The organism is Staphylococcus sp. aM (assembly GCF_052975125.1).
The window spans coordinates 1,259,569-1,275,850 of sequence record NZ_CP121447.1 but is presented as its reverse complement, the minus strand read 5'-3'; the positions used below and the strand labels follow the sequence as shown (position 1 = coordinate 1,275,850).

Annotated in this window: 20 protein-coding genes and 1 riboswitch; all 20 genes read right to left on the bottom strand. The window is 29.6% G+C overall.

Features of this window, described 5'->3' with window-relative positions; genetic code table 11:
• Nucleotides 1-2: 2 nt before the first annotated feature.
• A complete protein-coding gene (gcvT, locus tag P7F85_RS06345; protein ID WP_002465750.1) occupies nucleotides 3-1,094 on the bottom strand; it encodes a glycine cleavage system aminomethyltransferase GcvT in 1,092 nt (363 codons plus the stop codon).
• Between the two features lie 76 nt (nucleotides 1,095-1,170).
• Nucleotides 1,171-1,269: riboswitch (glycine riboswitch) on the bottom strand.
• Complete coding sequence (locus tag P7F85_RS06340; RefSeq protein WP_037539765.1) at nucleotides 1,266-1,784, bottom strand: shikimate kinase; 519 nt, start codon at nucleotides 1,782-1,784, stop codon at nucleotides 1,266-1,268. It overlaps the preceding riboswitch by 4 nt.
• A 158-nt stretch (nucleotides 1,785-1,942) precedes the next feature.
• Complete coding sequence (locus tag P7F85_RS06335) at nucleotides 1,943-2,440, bottom strand: competence type IV pilus minor pilin ComGF (RefSeq protein WP_002465737.1); 498 nt, start codon at nucleotides 2,438-2,440, stop codon at nucleotides 1,943-1,945.
• A gap of 197 nt (nucleotides 2,441-2,637) precedes the next feature.
• On the bottom strand, nucleotides 2,638-3,078 hold the full coding sequence (comGD, locus tag P7F85_RS06330) for a competence type IV pilus minor pilin ComGD (RefSeq protein ID WP_015364970.1): 441 nt from the start codon (nucleotides 3,076-3,078) through the stop codon (nucleotides 2,638-2,640).
• Nucleotides 3,056-3,373, bottom strand: a complete 318-nt coding sequence (gene comGC, locus P7F85_RS06325) for a competence type IV pilus major pilin ComGC (RefSeq protein ID WP_002465742.1) — start codon at nucleotides 3,371-3,373, stop codon at nucleotides 3,056-3,058. The genes comGD and comGC overlap by 23 nt, the downstream gene beginning before the upstream one ends.
• A 12-nt stretch (nucleotides 3,374-3,385) precedes the next feature.
• Nucleotides 3,386-4,453 (bottom strand): competence type IV pilus assembly protein ComGB, encoded by a 1,068-nt coding sequence (comGB, locus tag P7F85_RS06320; protein ID WP_002465743.1) that lies wholly within the window; start codon nucleotides 4,451-4,453, stop codon nucleotides 3,386-3,388.
• Nucleotides 4,425-5,399: a competence type IV pilus ATPase ComGA gene (gene comGA, locus P7F85_RS06315; RefSeq protein ID WP_002465784.1), complete on the bottom strand. Its 975-nt coding sequence runs from the start codon at nucleotides 5,397-5,399 to the stop codon at nucleotides 4,425-4,427. Before comGA ends, comGB begins: the two co-directional genes overlap by 29 nt.
• A 46-nt stretch (nucleotides 5,400-5,445) precedes the next feature.
• Nucleotides 5,446-6,069, bottom strand: a complete 624-nt coding sequence (locus P7F85_RS06310; protein WP_002465751.1) for an MBL fold metallo-hydrolase — start codon at nucleotides 6,067-6,069, stop codon at nucleotides 5,446-5,448.
• 3 nt (nucleotides 6,070-6,072) lie between these two features.
• Nucleotides 6,073-6,396: an MTH1187 family thiamine-binding protein gene (locus P7F85_RS06305; protein ID WP_015364969.1), complete on the bottom strand. Its 324-nt coding sequence runs from the start codon at nucleotides 6,394-6,396 to the stop codon at nucleotides 6,073-6,075.
• A complete protein-coding gene (locus P7F85_RS06300; RefSeq protein ID WP_002465775.1) occupies nucleotides 6,396-7,382 on the bottom strand; it encodes an ROK family glucokinase in 987 nt (328 codons plus the stop codon). Before P7F85_RS06300 ends, P7F85_RS06305 begins: the two co-directional genes overlap by 1 nt.
• On the bottom strand, nucleotides 7,379-7,582 hold the full coding sequence (locus tag P7F85_RS06295; RefSeq protein ID WP_002451885.1) for a YqgQ family protein: 204 nt from the start codon (nucleotides 7,580-7,582) through the stop codon (nucleotides 7,379-7,381). The genes P7F85_RS06300 and P7F85_RS06295 overlap by 4 nt, the downstream gene beginning before the upstream one ends.
• Nucleotides 7,572-9,026 carry a rhomboid family intramembrane serine protease gene (locus tag P7F85_RS06290; protein WP_447158526.1) on the bottom strand — a complete coding sequence of 485 codons (1,455 nt, stop codon included), beginning with the start codon at nucleotides 9,024-9,026 and terminating at the stop codon, nucleotides 7,572-7,574. The genes P7F85_RS06295 and P7F85_RS06290 overlap by 11 nt, the downstream gene beginning before the upstream one ends.
• Nucleotides 9,023-9,577, bottom strand: coding sequence for a 5-formyltetrahydrofolate cyclo-ligase (locus tag P7F85_RS06285; RefSeq protein ID WP_015364967.1), 555 nt, complete (start codon nucleotides 9,575-9,577; stop codon nucleotides 9,023-9,025). The genes P7F85_RS06290 and P7F85_RS06285 overlap by 4 nt, the downstream gene beginning before the upstream one ends.
• A 231-nt stretch (nucleotides 9,578-9,808) precedes the next feature.
• Nucleotides 9,809-9,958: a 50S ribosomal protein L33 gene (gene rpmG, locus P7F85_RS06280; protein WP_002451882.1), complete on the bottom strand. Its 150-nt coding sequence runs from the start codon at nucleotides 9,956-9,958 to the stop codon at nucleotides 9,809-9,811.
• Nucleotides 9,959-10,089: 131 nt separating this feature from the next.
• Entirely contained in the window at nucleotides 10,090-12,159 is a 2,070-nt protein-coding gene (locus P7F85_RS06275; protein ID WP_046464393.1) for a peptidoglycan D,D-transpeptidase FtsI family protein, read from the bottom strand.
• A 128-nt stretch (nucleotides 12,160-12,287) separates the two neighbouring features.
• A complete protein-coding gene (locus P7F85_RS06270) occupies nucleotides 12,288-12,887 on the bottom strand; it encodes a superoxide dismutase (RefSeq protein WP_002451880.1) in 600 nt (199 codons plus the stop codon).
• A gap of 293 nt (nucleotides 12,888-13,180) precedes the next feature.
• The gene (locus P7F85_RS06265; protein WP_002465728.1) at nucleotides 13,181-13,600 is read right to left on the bottom strand and encodes a Fur family transcriptional regulator; all 420 of its coding nucleotides are present in this window, start codon (nucleotides 13,598-13,600) and stop codon (nucleotides 13,181-13,183) included.
• Entirely contained in the window at nucleotides 13,590-14,450 is an 861-nt protein-coding gene (locus P7F85_RS06260; protein WP_002465718.1) for a metal ABC transporter permease, read from the bottom strand. The genes P7F85_RS06265 and P7F85_RS06260 overlap by 11 nt, the downstream gene beginning before the upstream one ends.
• 55 nt (nucleotides 14,451-14,505) lie before the next feature.
• Nucleotides 14,506-15,276, bottom strand: coding sequence for a metal ABC transporter ATP-binding protein (locus tag P7F85_RS06255; protein ID WP_002465755.1), 771 nt, complete (start codon nucleotides 15,274-15,276; stop codon nucleotides 14,506-14,508).
• 106 nt (nucleotides 15,277-15,382) lie between these two features.
• On the bottom strand, nucleotides 15,383-16,273 hold the full coding sequence (locus P7F85_RS06250) for a deoxyribonuclease IV (RefSeq protein ID WP_002465749.1): 891 nt from the start codon (nucleotides 16,271-16,273) through the stop codon (nucleotides 15,383-15,385).
• Nucleotides 16,274-16,282 lie beyond the last annotated feature (9 nt).

The window sequence follows — 16,282 nt, the reverse complement described above, 5'->3', positions numbered from 1 at the left end:
TTCTATTTTTCGATTTGATTTTTCTTAACGATTTTAGCTTTTACCTGTCTTTTTCTTACTTGTACTAATAACTCTCGACCCATTTCAAATGCATCTCTATTAATAATAGCTAATGCAATTGATTTATCAGACGAAGGAGATTTTGTTCCTGAAGTGACTTCTCCAATTTGATTACCATCTATGTCTAATACTTCATAGCCAGTTCTAGCGATACCTTTATCTAAAAGTTCTAAACCAACTGTTCTTCTAGATGATCCATTTTCTTTTTGATCTTTTAAAACAGATTTACCAATAAAGTCATCATCAATTAATGGTTTAGCAGCAAATGCGATACCACCTTCATATGGTGTTATAGATTCTGTTAAATCTTGACCATGTAATGGAAGTCCTGCTTCTAATCTAAGAGTATCTCTGGCTCCTAGACCACATGGTGTTACATCATATTCAAGTAAACCTTCCCAGATTGCTACTGTATCATTGGCATCACAATATATCTCGAAGCCATCTTCACCAGTATAGCCAGATTGTGAAAGAATTACATTTTTATTGAATAATTGAACATCTTTTTTAAATTCAAACATTCCCATTTCAGAAATATCTATATCTACTAATTTTTGCATTAAGTCTCTAGCTTTAGGACCTTGAAGTGCTAATTGGCCATATTGTTCAGATACATTTTTAACTTCAACTTCAAAAGATTTAACATGTTTTTCAATCCATTTAAAGTCTTTATCAGTATTGGCAGCATTAACCACTAATAAATAGTCATCATCTGCTAGTTTATATGTAACCAAGTCGTCAATAATGCCACCTTCTTCATTACATAATGCAGTATATAGTGCTTTAGAATCTGTTAGATTATTAGTGTCATTGGATAAAATATATTGTACAAAAGATTTCGCATCATTACCTTGAATTTCAATTTCTCCCATATGACTTACATCGAAAAGTCCGATTTCATATCTAACAGCGTTGTGTTCTTCCTTAATACTTGAGAATTGAACAGGCATTGCCCATCCACCAAATTCTACTATTTTAGCACCACTGTCTACGTAATTTTGATATAATGGCGTCTTTTTTAACTCACTTGTCATTTGAAAACCCCCTATATTTATTTAAAAACAGGATAGCAAAACTTGCTACCCTGTTTAAATATTTTTTCCAGGAACGCGTTACAGTATTATCCTTTTGCCTGAGAGTTTCGTAATAAAATTACTTGCACCTTCGGCGATAAAAAGTTATCTTTTTATGCTCTCTAATACTGATCAATCGCTACTTAATAAAGTTGTTATTTCTTGATAAATTTCAGATACATTTTGATTACTATTCACTTTCATGAATGCGATTTCATTATATCTTGAAATCCTTGATAAATACAAGTTTTTTAGTTGTTCTAGGGACTTATTATTCGCATTAGGACGATGGGGATCATTCACTATTCTATTAAAGACAATCTTAATATCACAATCTAACCATATGACTTGCTTCTGTTTTTTTAAAAGATCTAATGAAGCATCATTTTCTATTATTCCACCACCAGTAGAAATGATATCAAATTGGTTGATACATTCATTCAAATATTTAAATTCTAATTTTCTAAAGTAAGATTCTCCCTTTTCATCAAATATTTCAGGAATAGTTATGCTTTCTCTTTGCTCGATATACTCATCTAGATCTACATAACTTAGATGTAATTGATTCATCAAATATTGACCTACTGTTGTTTTACCGGTTCCCATGAATCCTATTAGAATGATTGGTATTTCTAGATTTTTCAACAACATCAACCTCTATAAGCTTATTAACGATAACTTCTTTATATATTTTTTCTAAGTTATGTGTTGTCTTTAATTTTAAACTATATTGAGTAATATAAAAAGATATAACTGTTAAATATAAAGAAAAAATAATCATCAAGAATGGACTAATAAAGGCTTTTTGTTTATAAAAATAATGTTTTGTATTGATTATAATTCGGATTTCCTACTTTCAAAATTATTTTGATGATATTATCGTTCGACTTTATCATTTTTACCATACTGACTTGATTCAGCAATGTAATATTGCCTTTACCATTTATTTGTTTATATATTTTATTGTTTTTGAAAATATATTCTGCATTCTTTTCTTTATTGATTAAGTGTAAAGTATGTTTATCTTTAATAATTGGTTTAAGTGCATCCTTTTTTTGTTCTTTTAACAAATCGCTATGAAATAATTCAAATTCTATTGAACTATTTTCTAAAGCAATTTGTTTATATTGACTAATAATTTTGATAGTCAATGGTACTGTACTTAGTAGGACTATAGTTATCAATAATGAAAAAATCATTTCAATAAATGTAAAACTAGGTAGTTTATTTTTTAATACAATAGCGCTTTTGATTTTGGTTATTTGTGGTACAAATTTCCTTATTAGACAATTTAATTGTAAAATCATCTATTTTAACTCCTTGCTTCAAATGATCTAAATCAAATTTATTTAAGCTTACAATGGTTATTTTTTGCATCTCGATATTATCTAATTGATTTTGATAATTAATCATTAAATGATTGATCATTTCAATAAATGTTAAGGTGATTATGCTCATAATAAAAAATGCAAATAAGCTATCCAGCATGAAACTGCCCTTTATTTTATAGTTTGGTATACCTTATTCGTCCTTTCTCAATATGAAATATGACTTTGTATATTGAATGTTTCATTTTTATATTTAACGAACCAAAATGATTAACATTGCCATTTTTATCAAAGGTAATTAGATTTATTTTCGTTATCTTTATGATCTTCCCATCTTTTATTTTTATTTGATACTTTTTACCATGTTCTTCTTTAACATTTATATGAGAAGATTGATGATTAAACATTAAAGTGATTGATTGTTTTTCGCTAATTGCTTTTGATTTTATATAATTCAATTGAGTTATTAGTAGATTAATATTCATTTCATCATTAGACATTGATAATGTTAAAAGATTTTTACTGCTTAAAGTACACAACAATAGTATAGACAAAATGAATAATACCATTAATATTTCTATGTAATTATACGCTTTAATTTGCAATCGCTTCGCCATTACTTATTGAAATTGTTTCACCTGTTTTACAACTTTTTTGATTCTCTTTAATATATCCTTCTGTAATTAAATCCTGAATAGTATTTGGATTTCTATTATGTTTTAAAGTATACGCTTCAATTTGGCTATTTATCATTTTAACTTGTGCATCGCAGCCAGTTGATTGAATATGTGCCGTCTGTTTGGCGACATTAGGTATAATTAAAATAAGTAATAAACTTATGATTAATAATACTAAAAGCATTTCTATTAAGGTGAAAGCTTTAGTTTTAAGTGAGTATTTATGTTTTCTCATTATATGACACCTCTAATTAATTGATTGCAACATATCGAACATTGGTAGCATGATAGATAAATATAAAGTAACAATAAATATACCTAGCATTAGAAATATTATTGGTTGGATGAATTTGATATGTCGTTTCGCTAATATTTCAAATTGATGTACAAGTATTTGACTATATAGTGTTAATTCAATATCAAGCTTTCCGCTCTTTTCACCTTGTTCTATGAATTTGATCAAATCACTTTCGTAGCACTTAAATTGCTTTAAAATATTAGGAAGTTTTTCACCTTGATTGGACTGTTTTAAAATTATATCGCCTAAATATTGGTGGAATTGATTACTATTTGATTGCTGAAAGATTTCTACGATAAGTTGAAGATTAATTCCATTTCTATAAAAATGAGCAAGTTCATTAGATAATTGATATGTTTTAAAAATTTTATAGTAGCTTTTTATAATAGGTAGATTGCTCATTAAATGAATTTGTTTGATTGTAGGCATATTTCTATAACTAGTATGAATGAGGATAACAATAACTAAAATAATACAAGTGAGAAATAAAATGAAAAATGGAAGTCCAGATATAAATGAGGAAAGTACTAATTGGAGTGGTGATAATGCAATATTCATTGATTGATATAGTTCTTTGAATTGAGGTATTACAGTGAAATTTAAAAGCATTAAGATAAGGAAAAATATAATCATTAATACAACAGGGTATTGAATCGTTTTAATAACACTTTGTTTAACTTGAATTTGCTTTTTTAAAAAAAGTATTGATTCATGTAAAGTAGCCTCCAGATTTCCAAATCTTTCAGCTAGGTATATTTGAGTAATGATATCATTGGAAAAGTCTAAATATTGAAAGACTTCATAGCAATGTGCACCATTTTCTATCTTCGCCATAAGTTCCATTTGAGTTTTGTCGCCTTTATATTTAAAATGCAAGTTCAAAAATTTAAAGGATTCGTATAATGTGAATCCATTTGTTAGTAATTGATGTAATCGTTGCATCAAATCTAACTGTTCGACTTTGGTTAAACATTTTCGCTTAGATTGATTAAATATATTTATCAGCAATTGTTTCACATATAATTCCCTCTTTAGTCATATCATCTAGTTTTGAAGATAGTCGCTTAAAAGATCTAGGCATTGTTTGATTATGTTCAAAAAAGTAATTGATTTGATTTTTGAACATAAGTTCACAAACTAATTGGCGTCGTTGGCTTGAAGTGGTTATTAAACGTTGGTTAGATATTAAATTGATAGCTTGTGATAGTTCTTGAATCGTAATACCCATCTCTAATAATCTTAACAATGCCCCTTTGCAATCATTAGCATGTAATGTACTTAATACTAAATGGCCACTCAAGCTTGCTTGAAACACATATTTTGCTATTTCAGCGTCTCTGATTTCTCCAATCAAAATAACATCTGGATCGCACCGAAGTATGGCTTTAAATGAACTTGCATAAGTAATACCGGCTTTAGTATTCACTGAGATTTGAGTAATACCTTTTAAAATTTGTTCTACGGGGTCTTCGATAGATATGACATTGAGATTCAATTCTTTTTGCGCGTACATAACCATTTGATACATGAGTGTGCTTTTACCTGAACCAGTTGGTCCTGTAAAAAGCAATAATCCTTGTTTCTTATTCATTAAATGTTTAAAATCGTTAAATTCATAAGTTTCCTTTTTATTTTGAAAATATTGAGGCACTATTCTAATTACACAACTTTCACTACCGATTGATAAAGGGAGAGTTGAAATACGTAAGTAATAAACTGATCTTAATTTATATGTGTAACGACCACTTTGAGCGATTTGCTGCGTCGACACATCCAATCCTGCTTGAAATTTCATAAAAACAAGTAATTTACGATAAATTCCGATATCAAGAGTTTCATATGATGTTAAAGTATCATTCACTCTGAATTTTATATGAACATAATGTTCCATTGGAATAAAATGTACATCACTTGCTTTATAAACTATAGCTTTATTAATTATTTCTTGAAATAATATCTTCAAAGAAACACCTCCTACTTATATTTACGTAGGAGGTGTTAAATTTACTTTAACCATTTAAAAATGGATTCAATTGTTCATCGTCGACTGTGGTATATGGTCCATGTCCAGGGAATAATGGTAAATCGCCATCTAATTCAAATAATTTATCTTTAATAGAATCAACTAGGGTTTCATAATCACCTTTATATAAATCAGTTCTACCAATACCATTATTAAATAAAGTATCGCCTACGACTGCAAATTCATCAAATACAAATGATAAACTTCCAGGCGAGTGTCCAGGTGTATGCAATACATTAAATGTGAAATCCCCTATTTGTGCCTGACCTTCATCAAGTGCTTCAGGATTCGCCTGACTAATTACTTGTGGCATACCGTATTGTTTAAATTTTGATGCACCATTTTTTTCTGGATCGTTTAAGAAGTCAAATTCTTCTTTATGCATATATACTGGTACATTGTATTTATTTATAATATCGTCTAATGCCCCGATATGATCATAATGTGCATGAGTAAGTATTATTGCTTCTAAAGGTTTGTTAATTTGATTTAACTTTTTAACAATTTTATCTGTTTCACTAGATGGATCCACAAGTAATACTTTTTTATCATTTTCTATAAAGTACGTGTTGGTATCTACTAACCCTAAAGTTAAACTAGAGATTCTCATGATTTACTCCCCACCATTATCTAAATGTTTTTGTACAGATTTTAACTTATCATTCATTTTTCTAGATTTATCTCTGCGGTCGTCAATTCTGATGTTGGTACAAACTCTATCTAAACCTTTATCAAATGGTAATTCGTGAATTGCTTGTACTACTTCAAATAAATCTTTTAAATCACCTTCGATAAGCGTGTTCATAGGAGTCAATTGGTAATCTATTTTGCCCTGATCTTTATATTCTTTTAATTTTGTTTGAATCTCAGCAATGTACTTACTAACACTTGGACCCTCAGTACCTACTGGAATAACTACAACGTCAACAATTGCCATTATTTCACACCCTCTTTATCTAAAATGTATGTTTTAATTAAGCCAGCTGCGCCAGTTATACCTGCATCATTTCCTAACTCTGCTTGTACAATTTCAGTATCTTGTTGTGCAGGCGTAAATGTTAAGTTACGGTATTCAGTTTTAATATTTTCTACTAAGATTAGTCCTGCTGTAGACATGCCTCCACCTAATACAATGTATTTAGGATTGCTAGTTACACTTAAAATACTACATAAGTATGCAATATAATTAGCGACTTTTTCAGTAATGAAAATACAGAATTGGTCACCTTCTTTAGCTGCATCAAATACTGCTTTAGCTGTTACTTTATTATCTTTAATGAGTTGTAGGATTGATGATTTAAAAGTTAATTTAGGATAATAAAAATTAACCAAATTAACAACACCAGTAGCAGAGGCAACAGTTTCTATACAACCGGATTTACCACAATTACACTTGAATCGTTGATCAAAGTCAGCTCTAAAGTGACCTATTTCAGCACCAGAACCATTATGGCCATGTACCAATTCACCATTTGAAATAATGCCGCCACCAAGGCCTGTTCCTAAAGTGATGGTAACAACATCATCAGCGCCTTTACCTGCGCCTTTATGTTTTTCACCTAATGCTGCAACGTTCGCATCGTTATCAACATAGACTGGGCAATCTATGAAACTTTGATAAATTTCAGTAACGTTAACACTATCTTCCCAATGTAAATTGACAGCACCATTAACTACGCCAGTTTCAAAGTCTACCGGTCCAGGAACACCAATTCCCACTCCGATAACATTTGACATCTCATAACCTAGTTCAGCAACTTTTTCTTCAAATGATTCATGTATATTTTTTAAAAGTAATTTTCCTGTATGATCAGTTGTATCTGTATGGATTGACCATTTTTCAATACGGTCGAGATTAGTATTAAATATACCTAATTTACAAGTAGTCCCACCAATATCTGCAGCTAAAATAATTTTCGTCATTTATGTTCATTCCTTCTTTGGTTTATTATCATTATACATTTAAGATATTCATCTTTGGTTAATAACTCAAAATGGTATAAAGATTTGATTTCTTGTAACATCATTTCATACATATCTTGAGGATCTTTGAAATAGATGATATATCCATATTTTTTTAATAACTGTAAAACATCATAAAAATTATTAAGTTTACGAGTCACTTTTTTCACTCAACTCTTTTTCTAAATTTTTATATTGAGAATTTTTAGGGTTAGCTTTTACCGCTTTTTTTATATATTTTAAAGCTTTATCATTATCTTTTAATGAACGGTTGGCTATTGCCATTTCATAATTTAATGTAGCCGAATTGGGAAAATATCTTAACCCACGTTCCCAGTCTGCCATAGCTTCGGCTTTAGAACTTTTAGTAGCAGTGATCAATCCACTTAAATAATATGTGTGATCATCTGCATAATCTTTTTTAATAGATTGATTAACAATTTTTTTGGCTTCATCATAGTGTCCTGATAACATTTGATCTCGTATTAATTTGTCATAAATATTATCCTCTTTAATACTAAATATTCTAATTTGCATTGCCACAAAAAGCACTAATAAGACAATCAATAATATCCAAAATATATTACGGTTTACGTTAAAATAATAGCCAATTAAGGTGATTAGTAGTCCACCAATAAATCCTCCTAAATGAGCCATAACATTAATATTTGACATGAATAATGATAGACCAATTAAAATAACCAATGCAATTAATAATTGACCAATTACTCTTTTATCAAATGTTTTACTTAAATATAAAATGGCAAAAATTGAACCTATTAGTCCAAAGATTGCACCACTAGCACCAACGGAAATTGTAGTTGTATTAAAAGATAATGATACGAAGTTACCGAAAATGCCAGCAAATAAATAAATAGCCAACATCTTCCAGGATCCTAACACTGATTCTACAATTTTACCAAAAATGTAAAGTGATAACATATTCATCAAAATATGTTCAAAATTAAAGTGTAGAAACATTGATGTCACTAATCGATACCACTCACCATGAACAACATTAAAATGTACTAACCCACCTACATCAAGTAATTTTATATCAGAAAAGCGGTTGAAATAAAGTATCATACATAACCATAAGATAACATTCGATATAATTAATATATAAGTAACGGGTGAAAAACGTTGCATATGTTTATCTAAAATATTGTTCGATAGTACTTTATTTCTATATGAGATAGCTGTTTTTTTTGAATCATCACGTTTAAACAATTTAGTTAAGAAAACATTAGGCATCGCGCGTTCTAAATCTCTATCTTCATTTATAATTTTGAATTTCAATTTTAAAGGATATGTTCCGTCTAAAGCATCTGTTGTTATTGATTTGTCTGTAAAGTAATAAAATTGAATGGATGAAGGTTTGTATCCAACATTTGATTCAATTTTTTCTTTATTTTCAATTATTTTACTTTTATCAAAACGAATTTCTTGCGTGGTAGTAACATAATTTGAAAATATGACTATACTTTTTTTCTTTTTATTACTTAACCATATTTCTTGGTCATCTTTTTCCCTACTTATAACATCATAATTTAAATATCTAATCCAGTAATATATGGTTTTCCAAAATTGTTTTTTTATGTTCATTTTTGCCTCCATTTGCGGCTTTTATATATAATCAACTCATCTACAGGCTGATCGTGTTTATCCGGTTCAAAATCAATTAATTGAAAATCATATAATAAACTAATTGTTTTCGGATTAAAATTTGAAATAAAACGATCATAAAAACCGCCCCCATATCCTATCCTATATCCATCACTTTTAAATCCGACACCGGGGACGACAACTAAATCTAATTGATCTGTGGTTTGAGTATTTGAAATGGAATGATAAATCCCTTTTGCATCACGTTCTATTTCATTCAAATCTAATAATTGTTTAAAAGTCATCAATTTGGATTTGTAGTCTACTTCAGGAACAAATATTTTTTTATGATCTTTCAGTGATTGTTGAATAATTATATATGTATTAACTTCATGCGGTAAGGATAAAACTATACCAATTGATGTTGCCTCTTGATATGATTGAGAATTAAAAAATTGATTGGCTAACCAATCATCAGCAATATTTTTTTCAGTATTAGAATGTTTTTTCATTGTGGTTAAAATAGACGATCTTATATCTTTTTTATTCATTTTTTCACCTACTTTTACTATTCCATATTATAACGTTTATATAATTTTATGTCATTAAGTTGAATCGTATATTAGTGAATACCATTTCTATATTGAAGATATTGTTCAAAATTCTGTAGAATGATTGTCAAAATTTAACTAATGTTAAGCATTGCTTAAAAATAAAAGACGGAATCTAAATTTAGATTTCCGTCTTTTTGTATTGAATATTTGTTTAGTTAAATAAATTAATTATTTAGTTTCACGGTGTAAAGTTTGTTTATTATCACGTGCACAGTATTTTTTCATTTCAATACGTTCTGGGTTTGTTCTTTTGTTTTTTGTAGAGATGTAGTTTCTTTCACCACATTCTGTACAAGCTAATGTAACATTAACGCGCATGATTATTCCTCCTTACCTTTTCTAAATACGACCTTTACATTATACCAATTAGTTTATTAAATGCAAAGTAAATTTTAAGAATCAATAGTAATACTTTTGAAAATAATACTAAATAGAATTAAATGAAACGACTAGTTTTCTGTACTATCACCATTTTTATCTTTATCTTTAAAGTAATAATTAATGACATCTCTTCCTAAATCTCCACCATTTAACCAAGGAGGCGGTACAGGTTGATTCGTATAAACTATTGAGAAAGCTAATTTTGGATCTTTAATTGGTGCATAACCAATGTATGTCGAATTTACTCTTGGTTCACCATCTTGGAATACCTCAGCTGTTCCTGTCTTACCTGCTGAAGGTACTACTGTATCTTTGAAACTAGCATATCCTGTTCCATCTTTTTCGTTAAATGCCATTTTAAAGCCATCTTTCACTTCATCAATTTCTTTTTGAGAATTATTAACTTTGTTTAATACATTTCCTTTTACTTTTCTTTTTACTGGACCTAATTCATCTTTATTTGTTGCATCGTGTATAGAAAGTCCAATATGTGGTTGAATTCTGTATCCATTATTAGCAATAGTTGAAACGTATTGTGACAATTGTAAAGGTGTATACGTATCATATTGACCAATAGACAAATCTAGATAATTACCTGGATTATTTGTTAATGGTTCAATTTGACCATTTGTTTCATTTGGTAAATCGATACCTGTTTTAACACCTAAACCAACTTGATTTAGCCCTTTACGAAGTTTTTGCCCTGCAATTGAGATATCATTAGGTAATGGCATGCCTGAATAATATGGATCTCCTGCTAATTTCAAGGCTGTTTTAAACATATAAACGTTAGATGAATGCATTAACGCTTCTTTATCATTAATAGTTACACGACCATCTTTATTAAAGTAAGAACGTTTTGTTAGTCCACCTTGGAATTTTAATGGTTCATCAACCATTTGTTCTCCAACTTTAATAGCCTTATTTTGATATCCGGCAAGTAATGTACCACCTTTAACAGAAGAACCTACAGCAAATTGTGCTGTAAAGTTTCCGATATCATAATCCGTTAATTTACCGTTTTTACTAATTTGTTTACCTGCCATAGCTAAGATATCCCCGTTTTTAGGGTCTTGGACAACAATCATTGCATTGTCCATGTCTTTAGCACCTTGACTACGTAGCTTTGCAATTTGTTTATCTAAAAGAGATTCTACTTTTTTCTGTAGGTCAATATCTATTGTTAACTGTAAATCATGTCCTCTTGAACCAGGATTAACGACTTCAGAATTGATGACTTTACCAGATTTATCAGTTGTATACTTCATTTGTTTCTTTTTACCACGAAGTACATCTTCGTATTGATATTCTAGGTATGATTTCCCTACTCGATCATTTCGTGAATAGCCTTTAGATAAATATTGCTCGGTTAGTTCTTTTGGTAAACCTTCTGTTGACGTAGATACATCACCAAAAATACCTCTTAGCGTATCTTTATAAGGATATTTTCTATCCCAATCCATAGATGTATTAACACCTGGCAATTTAGATAATTGTTGAGATACTGCTGCATATTCTTTTTCTGTAACATCTTCATTTTTAATTGTTTGAGGGTCCAATGTACTACCCGCATTCATTTCTCGATAAATAGCTAAAATTTGTAAATCTTTTTTGGATAATTCGCTTAATTGCTTTTTACCGATTTTCTTACGTTGTTGTTCATCATATTGTTCTTGAGAGATGCTTCCATCTTCTAACATAGACTGCTCTTTTTTCATTAAGTCTTTGGCTTTTTGGGGATGTAAAGTGACCCAAAAATCCTTTTTATCTCGATCAGTAATTTTGTCTGTATCCATCTTAATTAATGAAGATAACTTTTTAGCTGTTTCGAGCATCTCTTTTTGCGATGTCTTACGTCCTCTTGTATATGTAATAGCCATCTTAGATGCATTGTCTACTATGACCTTACCATTACGGTCTACAATGCGTCCTCTAGGTACAGATTCATTCACGGTAATATTCTCATCATTTTTAATTAACTGTTTATAATGTGAACCTTGTGCAATCTGTAAATAGCCAAGCCTTAATACCATAATTGCAAAAATAAACACAACTAAACCAAAGATAAAATTTATTCTTCGATTCATGGTGTTTCTTACTTTTTCATCATTTGATTTTTCCTTTAATCTTTTAAGCAAAACAACCTACCTCTATTCAAAGTATCTCTTTAAAATGATATATGAAAATCAGAAATTTTTCTATCATTTTGATAAAAAAAGAGTCTGGAAAACTATTAAAGTTCCAGACTCTAGTAAATACTGTTAAATTATTTAGCAGCGTTGTATAATTCGTCAACTTTTTCCCAGTTAACAACATTCCAGAAAGCACTGATATAATCTGGACGTTTGTTTTGATATTTAAGGTAATAAGCATGTTCCCAAACATCTAAGCCTAGGATAGGTGTTTTACCTTCAGTTAATGGGTTATCTTGGTTTGGAGTTGTAACGATTTCTAATTGACCATTATTAACAACTAACCAAGCCCAACCTGAACCAAAACGAGCTGCAGCTTTGTCAGCGAATTCTTTTTTGAATTCATCTAAAGAACCCCATTGTTCTTTAATTTTATCTACTACTTCACCTTTTTCTTCTGAATTAGGTGTTAATAATTCCCAGAATAATGAGTGGTTTAAGTGTCCGCCACCGTTATTTCTTACTGCAGTTTGAATATCAGAAGGAACACTATCTAAGTTAGCTACAATTTCTTCGATTGATTTAGCTTCTAAGTCAGTACCTTCTACAGCTGCATTTAATTTTGTTACATAAGTGTTGTGGTGTTTATCATGGTGAATCTCCATAGTTTCTTTATCGATGTGTGGTTCTAATGCGTCAAATGCATATGGTAATTTTGGTAATTCAAATGCCATAAATAATCATCCTCCTAAAATGTCTGTAATTTCATCATAACAAGCAGTCACAATTTCGACAATTAATGTGCTTACTTATGTGCTACTAATTATCGTTACAGTCATTATATATCTCAAAATGGCTTATTTTAAACATTAAAACATAATAAAAAATGCATATTAATCGATTTCATACTAATGGAGTATGCATATTGAGAATATTTGTGTACTTTCACAATAAATAAGATGGAATCAGTTAGACTAATTACTAAAGCCTATTGATGATTCCATCTTAATATTAAAGTATCGTTTAATTATTTAGCTACCTTTTGACATTTTTCACAAACACCATAAACTTCAAGTTTATGTGTATGAATATCGACATTTGGTAAATATTGTTTGACTTGATCAATTGGACAAAAATCGATCACCTTTGTGTCACCACATTTTTCACAGATGAAGTGATGATGGTGATGATTCGTACAAGCAATTCTAAATTTCATTTCGCCATCTAATTCAGTACTTTCAATAATGGCTAAATCTTTAAATAAATGAAGATTTCGATAAATAGTATCAAATGAAATACCTGGATAATCTTTATCCATCACTTGTTGAATATATTTAGCATTAATATATTTATCTTCCTTAACAAAAATATTAAGCATATAATTACGTTTATCTGTATACTTCAAACCGTTATCTTTTAAAATTTTTATTGCATCACTAGTATTCATATTTTCGATCTCCCTTTTGTGACTTTGTTTTTAATTTTTGATAAGTCATCGTTATCATTAGCATAATGACTAATAGTACTACAATCACGCCACCAGGTGAAATATTGATATAAAAAGCTACAATAAGTCCTAATATAACTGAAAGTTCACCAATAATAATACTTAACACAATTAATTGTTTAAATCCTTTCGTCCAACGCATAGCAATTGCTACAGGTAATGTGATTAACGCACTAACTAATAATATTCCAACTACTCTCATGGATGCAGAAATAACCATTGCCACTACGACAATAAATAAAAACTGAATCCATTTTGGAATACCAATCACTTTACTATATTCTTCGTCGAAAGATAATATAAACAGTTCTTTGTAAAATAATGTAATAAATAATAATACTAATATAGTAATGAAAATGATAGTTGTTAAATCACTTAGGTTTACTGCACTGATAGAACCAAATAACAAGCCAACAATTTCCTGATTAAATCCATCTGCCAATGAAATAAAAATAGCACTTAATGCGATACCCGCACTCATAATAATCGGAATTGCGATTTCTTGATAATTTGTATAAGATGTACGTAATTTTTCTATTAATAATGCACCAATAATAGCAAATAATATACCAAACCACATTGGGTTAATTAAAGTTAGTGCAGGTATAACAGTAATCACAAACATCCCAAATGATATTCCACCTAATGTAACATGGCTCAATGCATCAGCAATAAGTGAAAGCCTTCGTACTACTATAAAAGCACCAATTAAAGGTGCAATAAAACCTATTAAGATACCACTAATTAAGGAGTATCTCATAAAATCAAAATTTAATAATGCATCTATCATGAGTTACACTCCTCAAAAATATTTCTAATTAGATATATAAACATTAATAATAATATTAGTTACAACATTCTCTATTGTGTTGATGATCAACGAATTGAATAGGATGACCATATATTTTAGAAATTTCAACTTCGTCAAGAGATTTAAAATCTTCTGTAGTACCATGAAAATGTAAATGTTTGTTTAAACATGCAACTTCTGTAGCTGTATCAGCAACTACACCAATATCATGTGTAACTAAAATAATAGTTATGCCTTCTTTTTTTAAGCGATCTAGAGTTTCATAAAACTCATTGACGTGTTTAGCATCAATTCCATTAGTTGGTTCATCTAAAACCAATACACTCGGGTTAGAAATTAAAGCACGAGCAATGAGAACACGTTGCTGTTGACCACCTGAAAGCTCCGCAATATTTTTATGAATTAAATGTGAAATATTTAATCGTTCTAAAACATGTTCAACTTGTTTCACATCATTTTGATTAAAACGTTGGAAGAGTTTTTTCGTCTTAGTTAGTCCGCTAAGAACTACTTCTTTAACACTTGCTGGGAAACCGGCAGTAAATGAAGAGGCCTTTTGAGAAACATAACTTATTTTCAAGGAAGATTTATTATTTTTTATTGGATGACCATCAATAAAAATTTCTCCAGATTGTAAAGGTAATAATCCTAAAATGATTTTTAAAAGAGTCGATTTTCCAGCACCATTAGGACCTACTATTGCTAAAAATTCCCCTTTATTAATTTTAATATTTATATTTTCGAGTACTTGCTTATGATCAAAATAATAATCAATGTTTTTGAGTTCAAATACTGGTGTTGTCATTTTTTCACCTCATTTTATACTATACATCTTGATATACGTAATGTAAATAGTAATGTTTACGACTAAAATAGCGTTACAGAATTATCTGTAACGCCAGTTTACTTAATTATTGATTTAAAATTTTCTCTTTTAAATTTGGATCAAATGTTTGTGATTTTAACATTTCAATTTCGTGTTTATATGGAGGCTTTTTATTTTTTTTATCTTCTCCAACATATGGTGTTTCTAAAATTTTAGGTATATCTTTAAATGTATCATGATGTACTACATAATTGAGTGCATCAAAGCCGATATGACCAAATCCAATATTCTCATGTCTATCTTTATGTGCACCCTGTTCGTTTTTACTATCATTGACATGAACGACTTTAATTCTATCTACACCAATAATTTTATCAAATTCGTTTAATACACCATCAAAATCATCTTTAATGTTGTAACCAGCATCATGTGTATGGCAAGTATCAAAACATATTGATAAACGTTCATTATGTGTTACGCCATCAATAATTTGCGCGATTTCTTCGAATGTACGACCTACTTCTGATCCTTTTCCAGCCATTGTTTCTAATGCGATTCTGACATTATTGTCATTGGTTAATACTTCATTTAATCCATCGATAATCTTTTTAATACCTACTTCTGCACCAGCACCAACGTGTGATCCTGGATGTAAGACGATATCTTTAGCTCCTATGGCTTGAGTACGTTCAATTTCATTTTGTAAAAAGTTAACGCCTAATTCGAAAACTTCTGGTTTAGTAGTATTAGCAATGTTTATAATATAAGGCGCATGTACCACGATATTAGATAAGCCATATTTTTCCATAGCTTCATGACCTTTTGTGATATTTAAATCTTCAATACTTTTTCGACGAGTATTTTGAGGTGCACCTGTATAAATCATAAATGTAGATTCACCGAATTTGTGTGCTTCTTCTGCAGATCCCTCTAACATTTTTTTACCACTCATTGATACATGTGATCCAAGTAACATATAATCCAC

Excerpts from the sequence above, each read along its gene's own strand:
- P7F85_RS06265 (WP_002465728.1), bottom strand. The coding sequence starts at position 13,600 with ATGAATACTAGTGATGCAATAAAAATTTTAAAAGATAACGGTTTGAAG.
- P7F85_RS06250 (WP_002465749.1), bottom strand. The coding sequence starts at position 16,273 with ATGTTACTTGGATCACATGTATCAATGAGTGGTAAAAAAATGTTAGAG.
- P7F85_RS06335 (WP_002465737.1), bottom strand. The coding sequence starts at position 2,440 with ATGATTTTACAATTAAATTGTCTAATAAGGAAATTTGTACCACAAATA.
- P7F85_RS06255 (WP_002465755.1), bottom strand. The coding sequence starts at position 15,276 with ATGACAACACCAGTATTTGAACTCAAAAACATTGATTATTATTTTGAT.
- P7F85_RS06285 (WP_015364967.1), bottom strand. The coding sequence starts at position 9,577 with ATGAATAAAAAAGATATAAGATCGTCTATTTTAACCACAATGAAAAAA.
- P7F85_RS06310 (WP_002465751.1), bottom strand. The coding sequence starts at position 6,069 with ATGAGAATCTCTAGTTTAACTTTAGGGTTAGTAGATACCAACACGTAC.
- gcvT (WP_002465750.1), bottom strand. The coding sequence starts at position 1,094 with ATGACAAGTGAGTTAAAAAAGACGCCATTATATCAAAATTACGTAGAC.
- comGC (WP_002465742.1), bottom strand. The coding sequence starts at position 3,373 with ATGAGAAAACATAAATACTCACTTAAAACTAAAGCTTTCACCTTAATA.
- P7F85_RS06340 (WP_037539765.1), bottom strand. The coding sequence starts at position 1,784 with ATGTTGTTGAAAAATCTAGAAATACCAATCATTCTAATAGGATTCATG.
- P7F85_RS06270 (WP_002451880.1), bottom strand. The coding sequence starts at position 12,887 with ATGGCATTTGAATTACCAAAATTACCATATGCATTTGACGCATTAGAA.
- P7F85_RS06300 (WP_002465775.1), bottom strand. The coding sequence starts at position 7,382 with ATGACGAAAATTATTTTAGCTGCAGATATTGGTGGGACTACTTGTAAA.
- P7F85_RS06290 (WP_447158526.1), bottom strand. The coding sequence starts at position 9,026 with ATGAACATAAAAAAACAATTTTGGAAAACCATATATTACTGGATTAGA.
- P7F85_RS06260 (WP_002465718.1), bottom strand. The coding sequence starts at position 14,450 with ATGATAGATGCATTATTAAATTTTGATTTTATGAGATACTCCTTAATT.
- P7F85_RS06305 (WP_015364969.1), bottom strand. The coding sequence starts at position 6,396 with ATGGCAATTGTTGACGTTGTAGTTATTCCAGTAGGTACTGAGGGTCCA.
- comGD (WP_015364970.1), bottom strand. The coding sequence starts at position 3,078 with ATGGCGAAGCGATTGCAAATTAAAGCGTATAATTACATAGAAATATTA.
- rpmG (WP_002451882.1), bottom strand. The coding sequence starts at position 9,958 with ATGCGCGTTAATGTTACATTAGCTTGTACAGAATGTGGTGAAAGAAAC.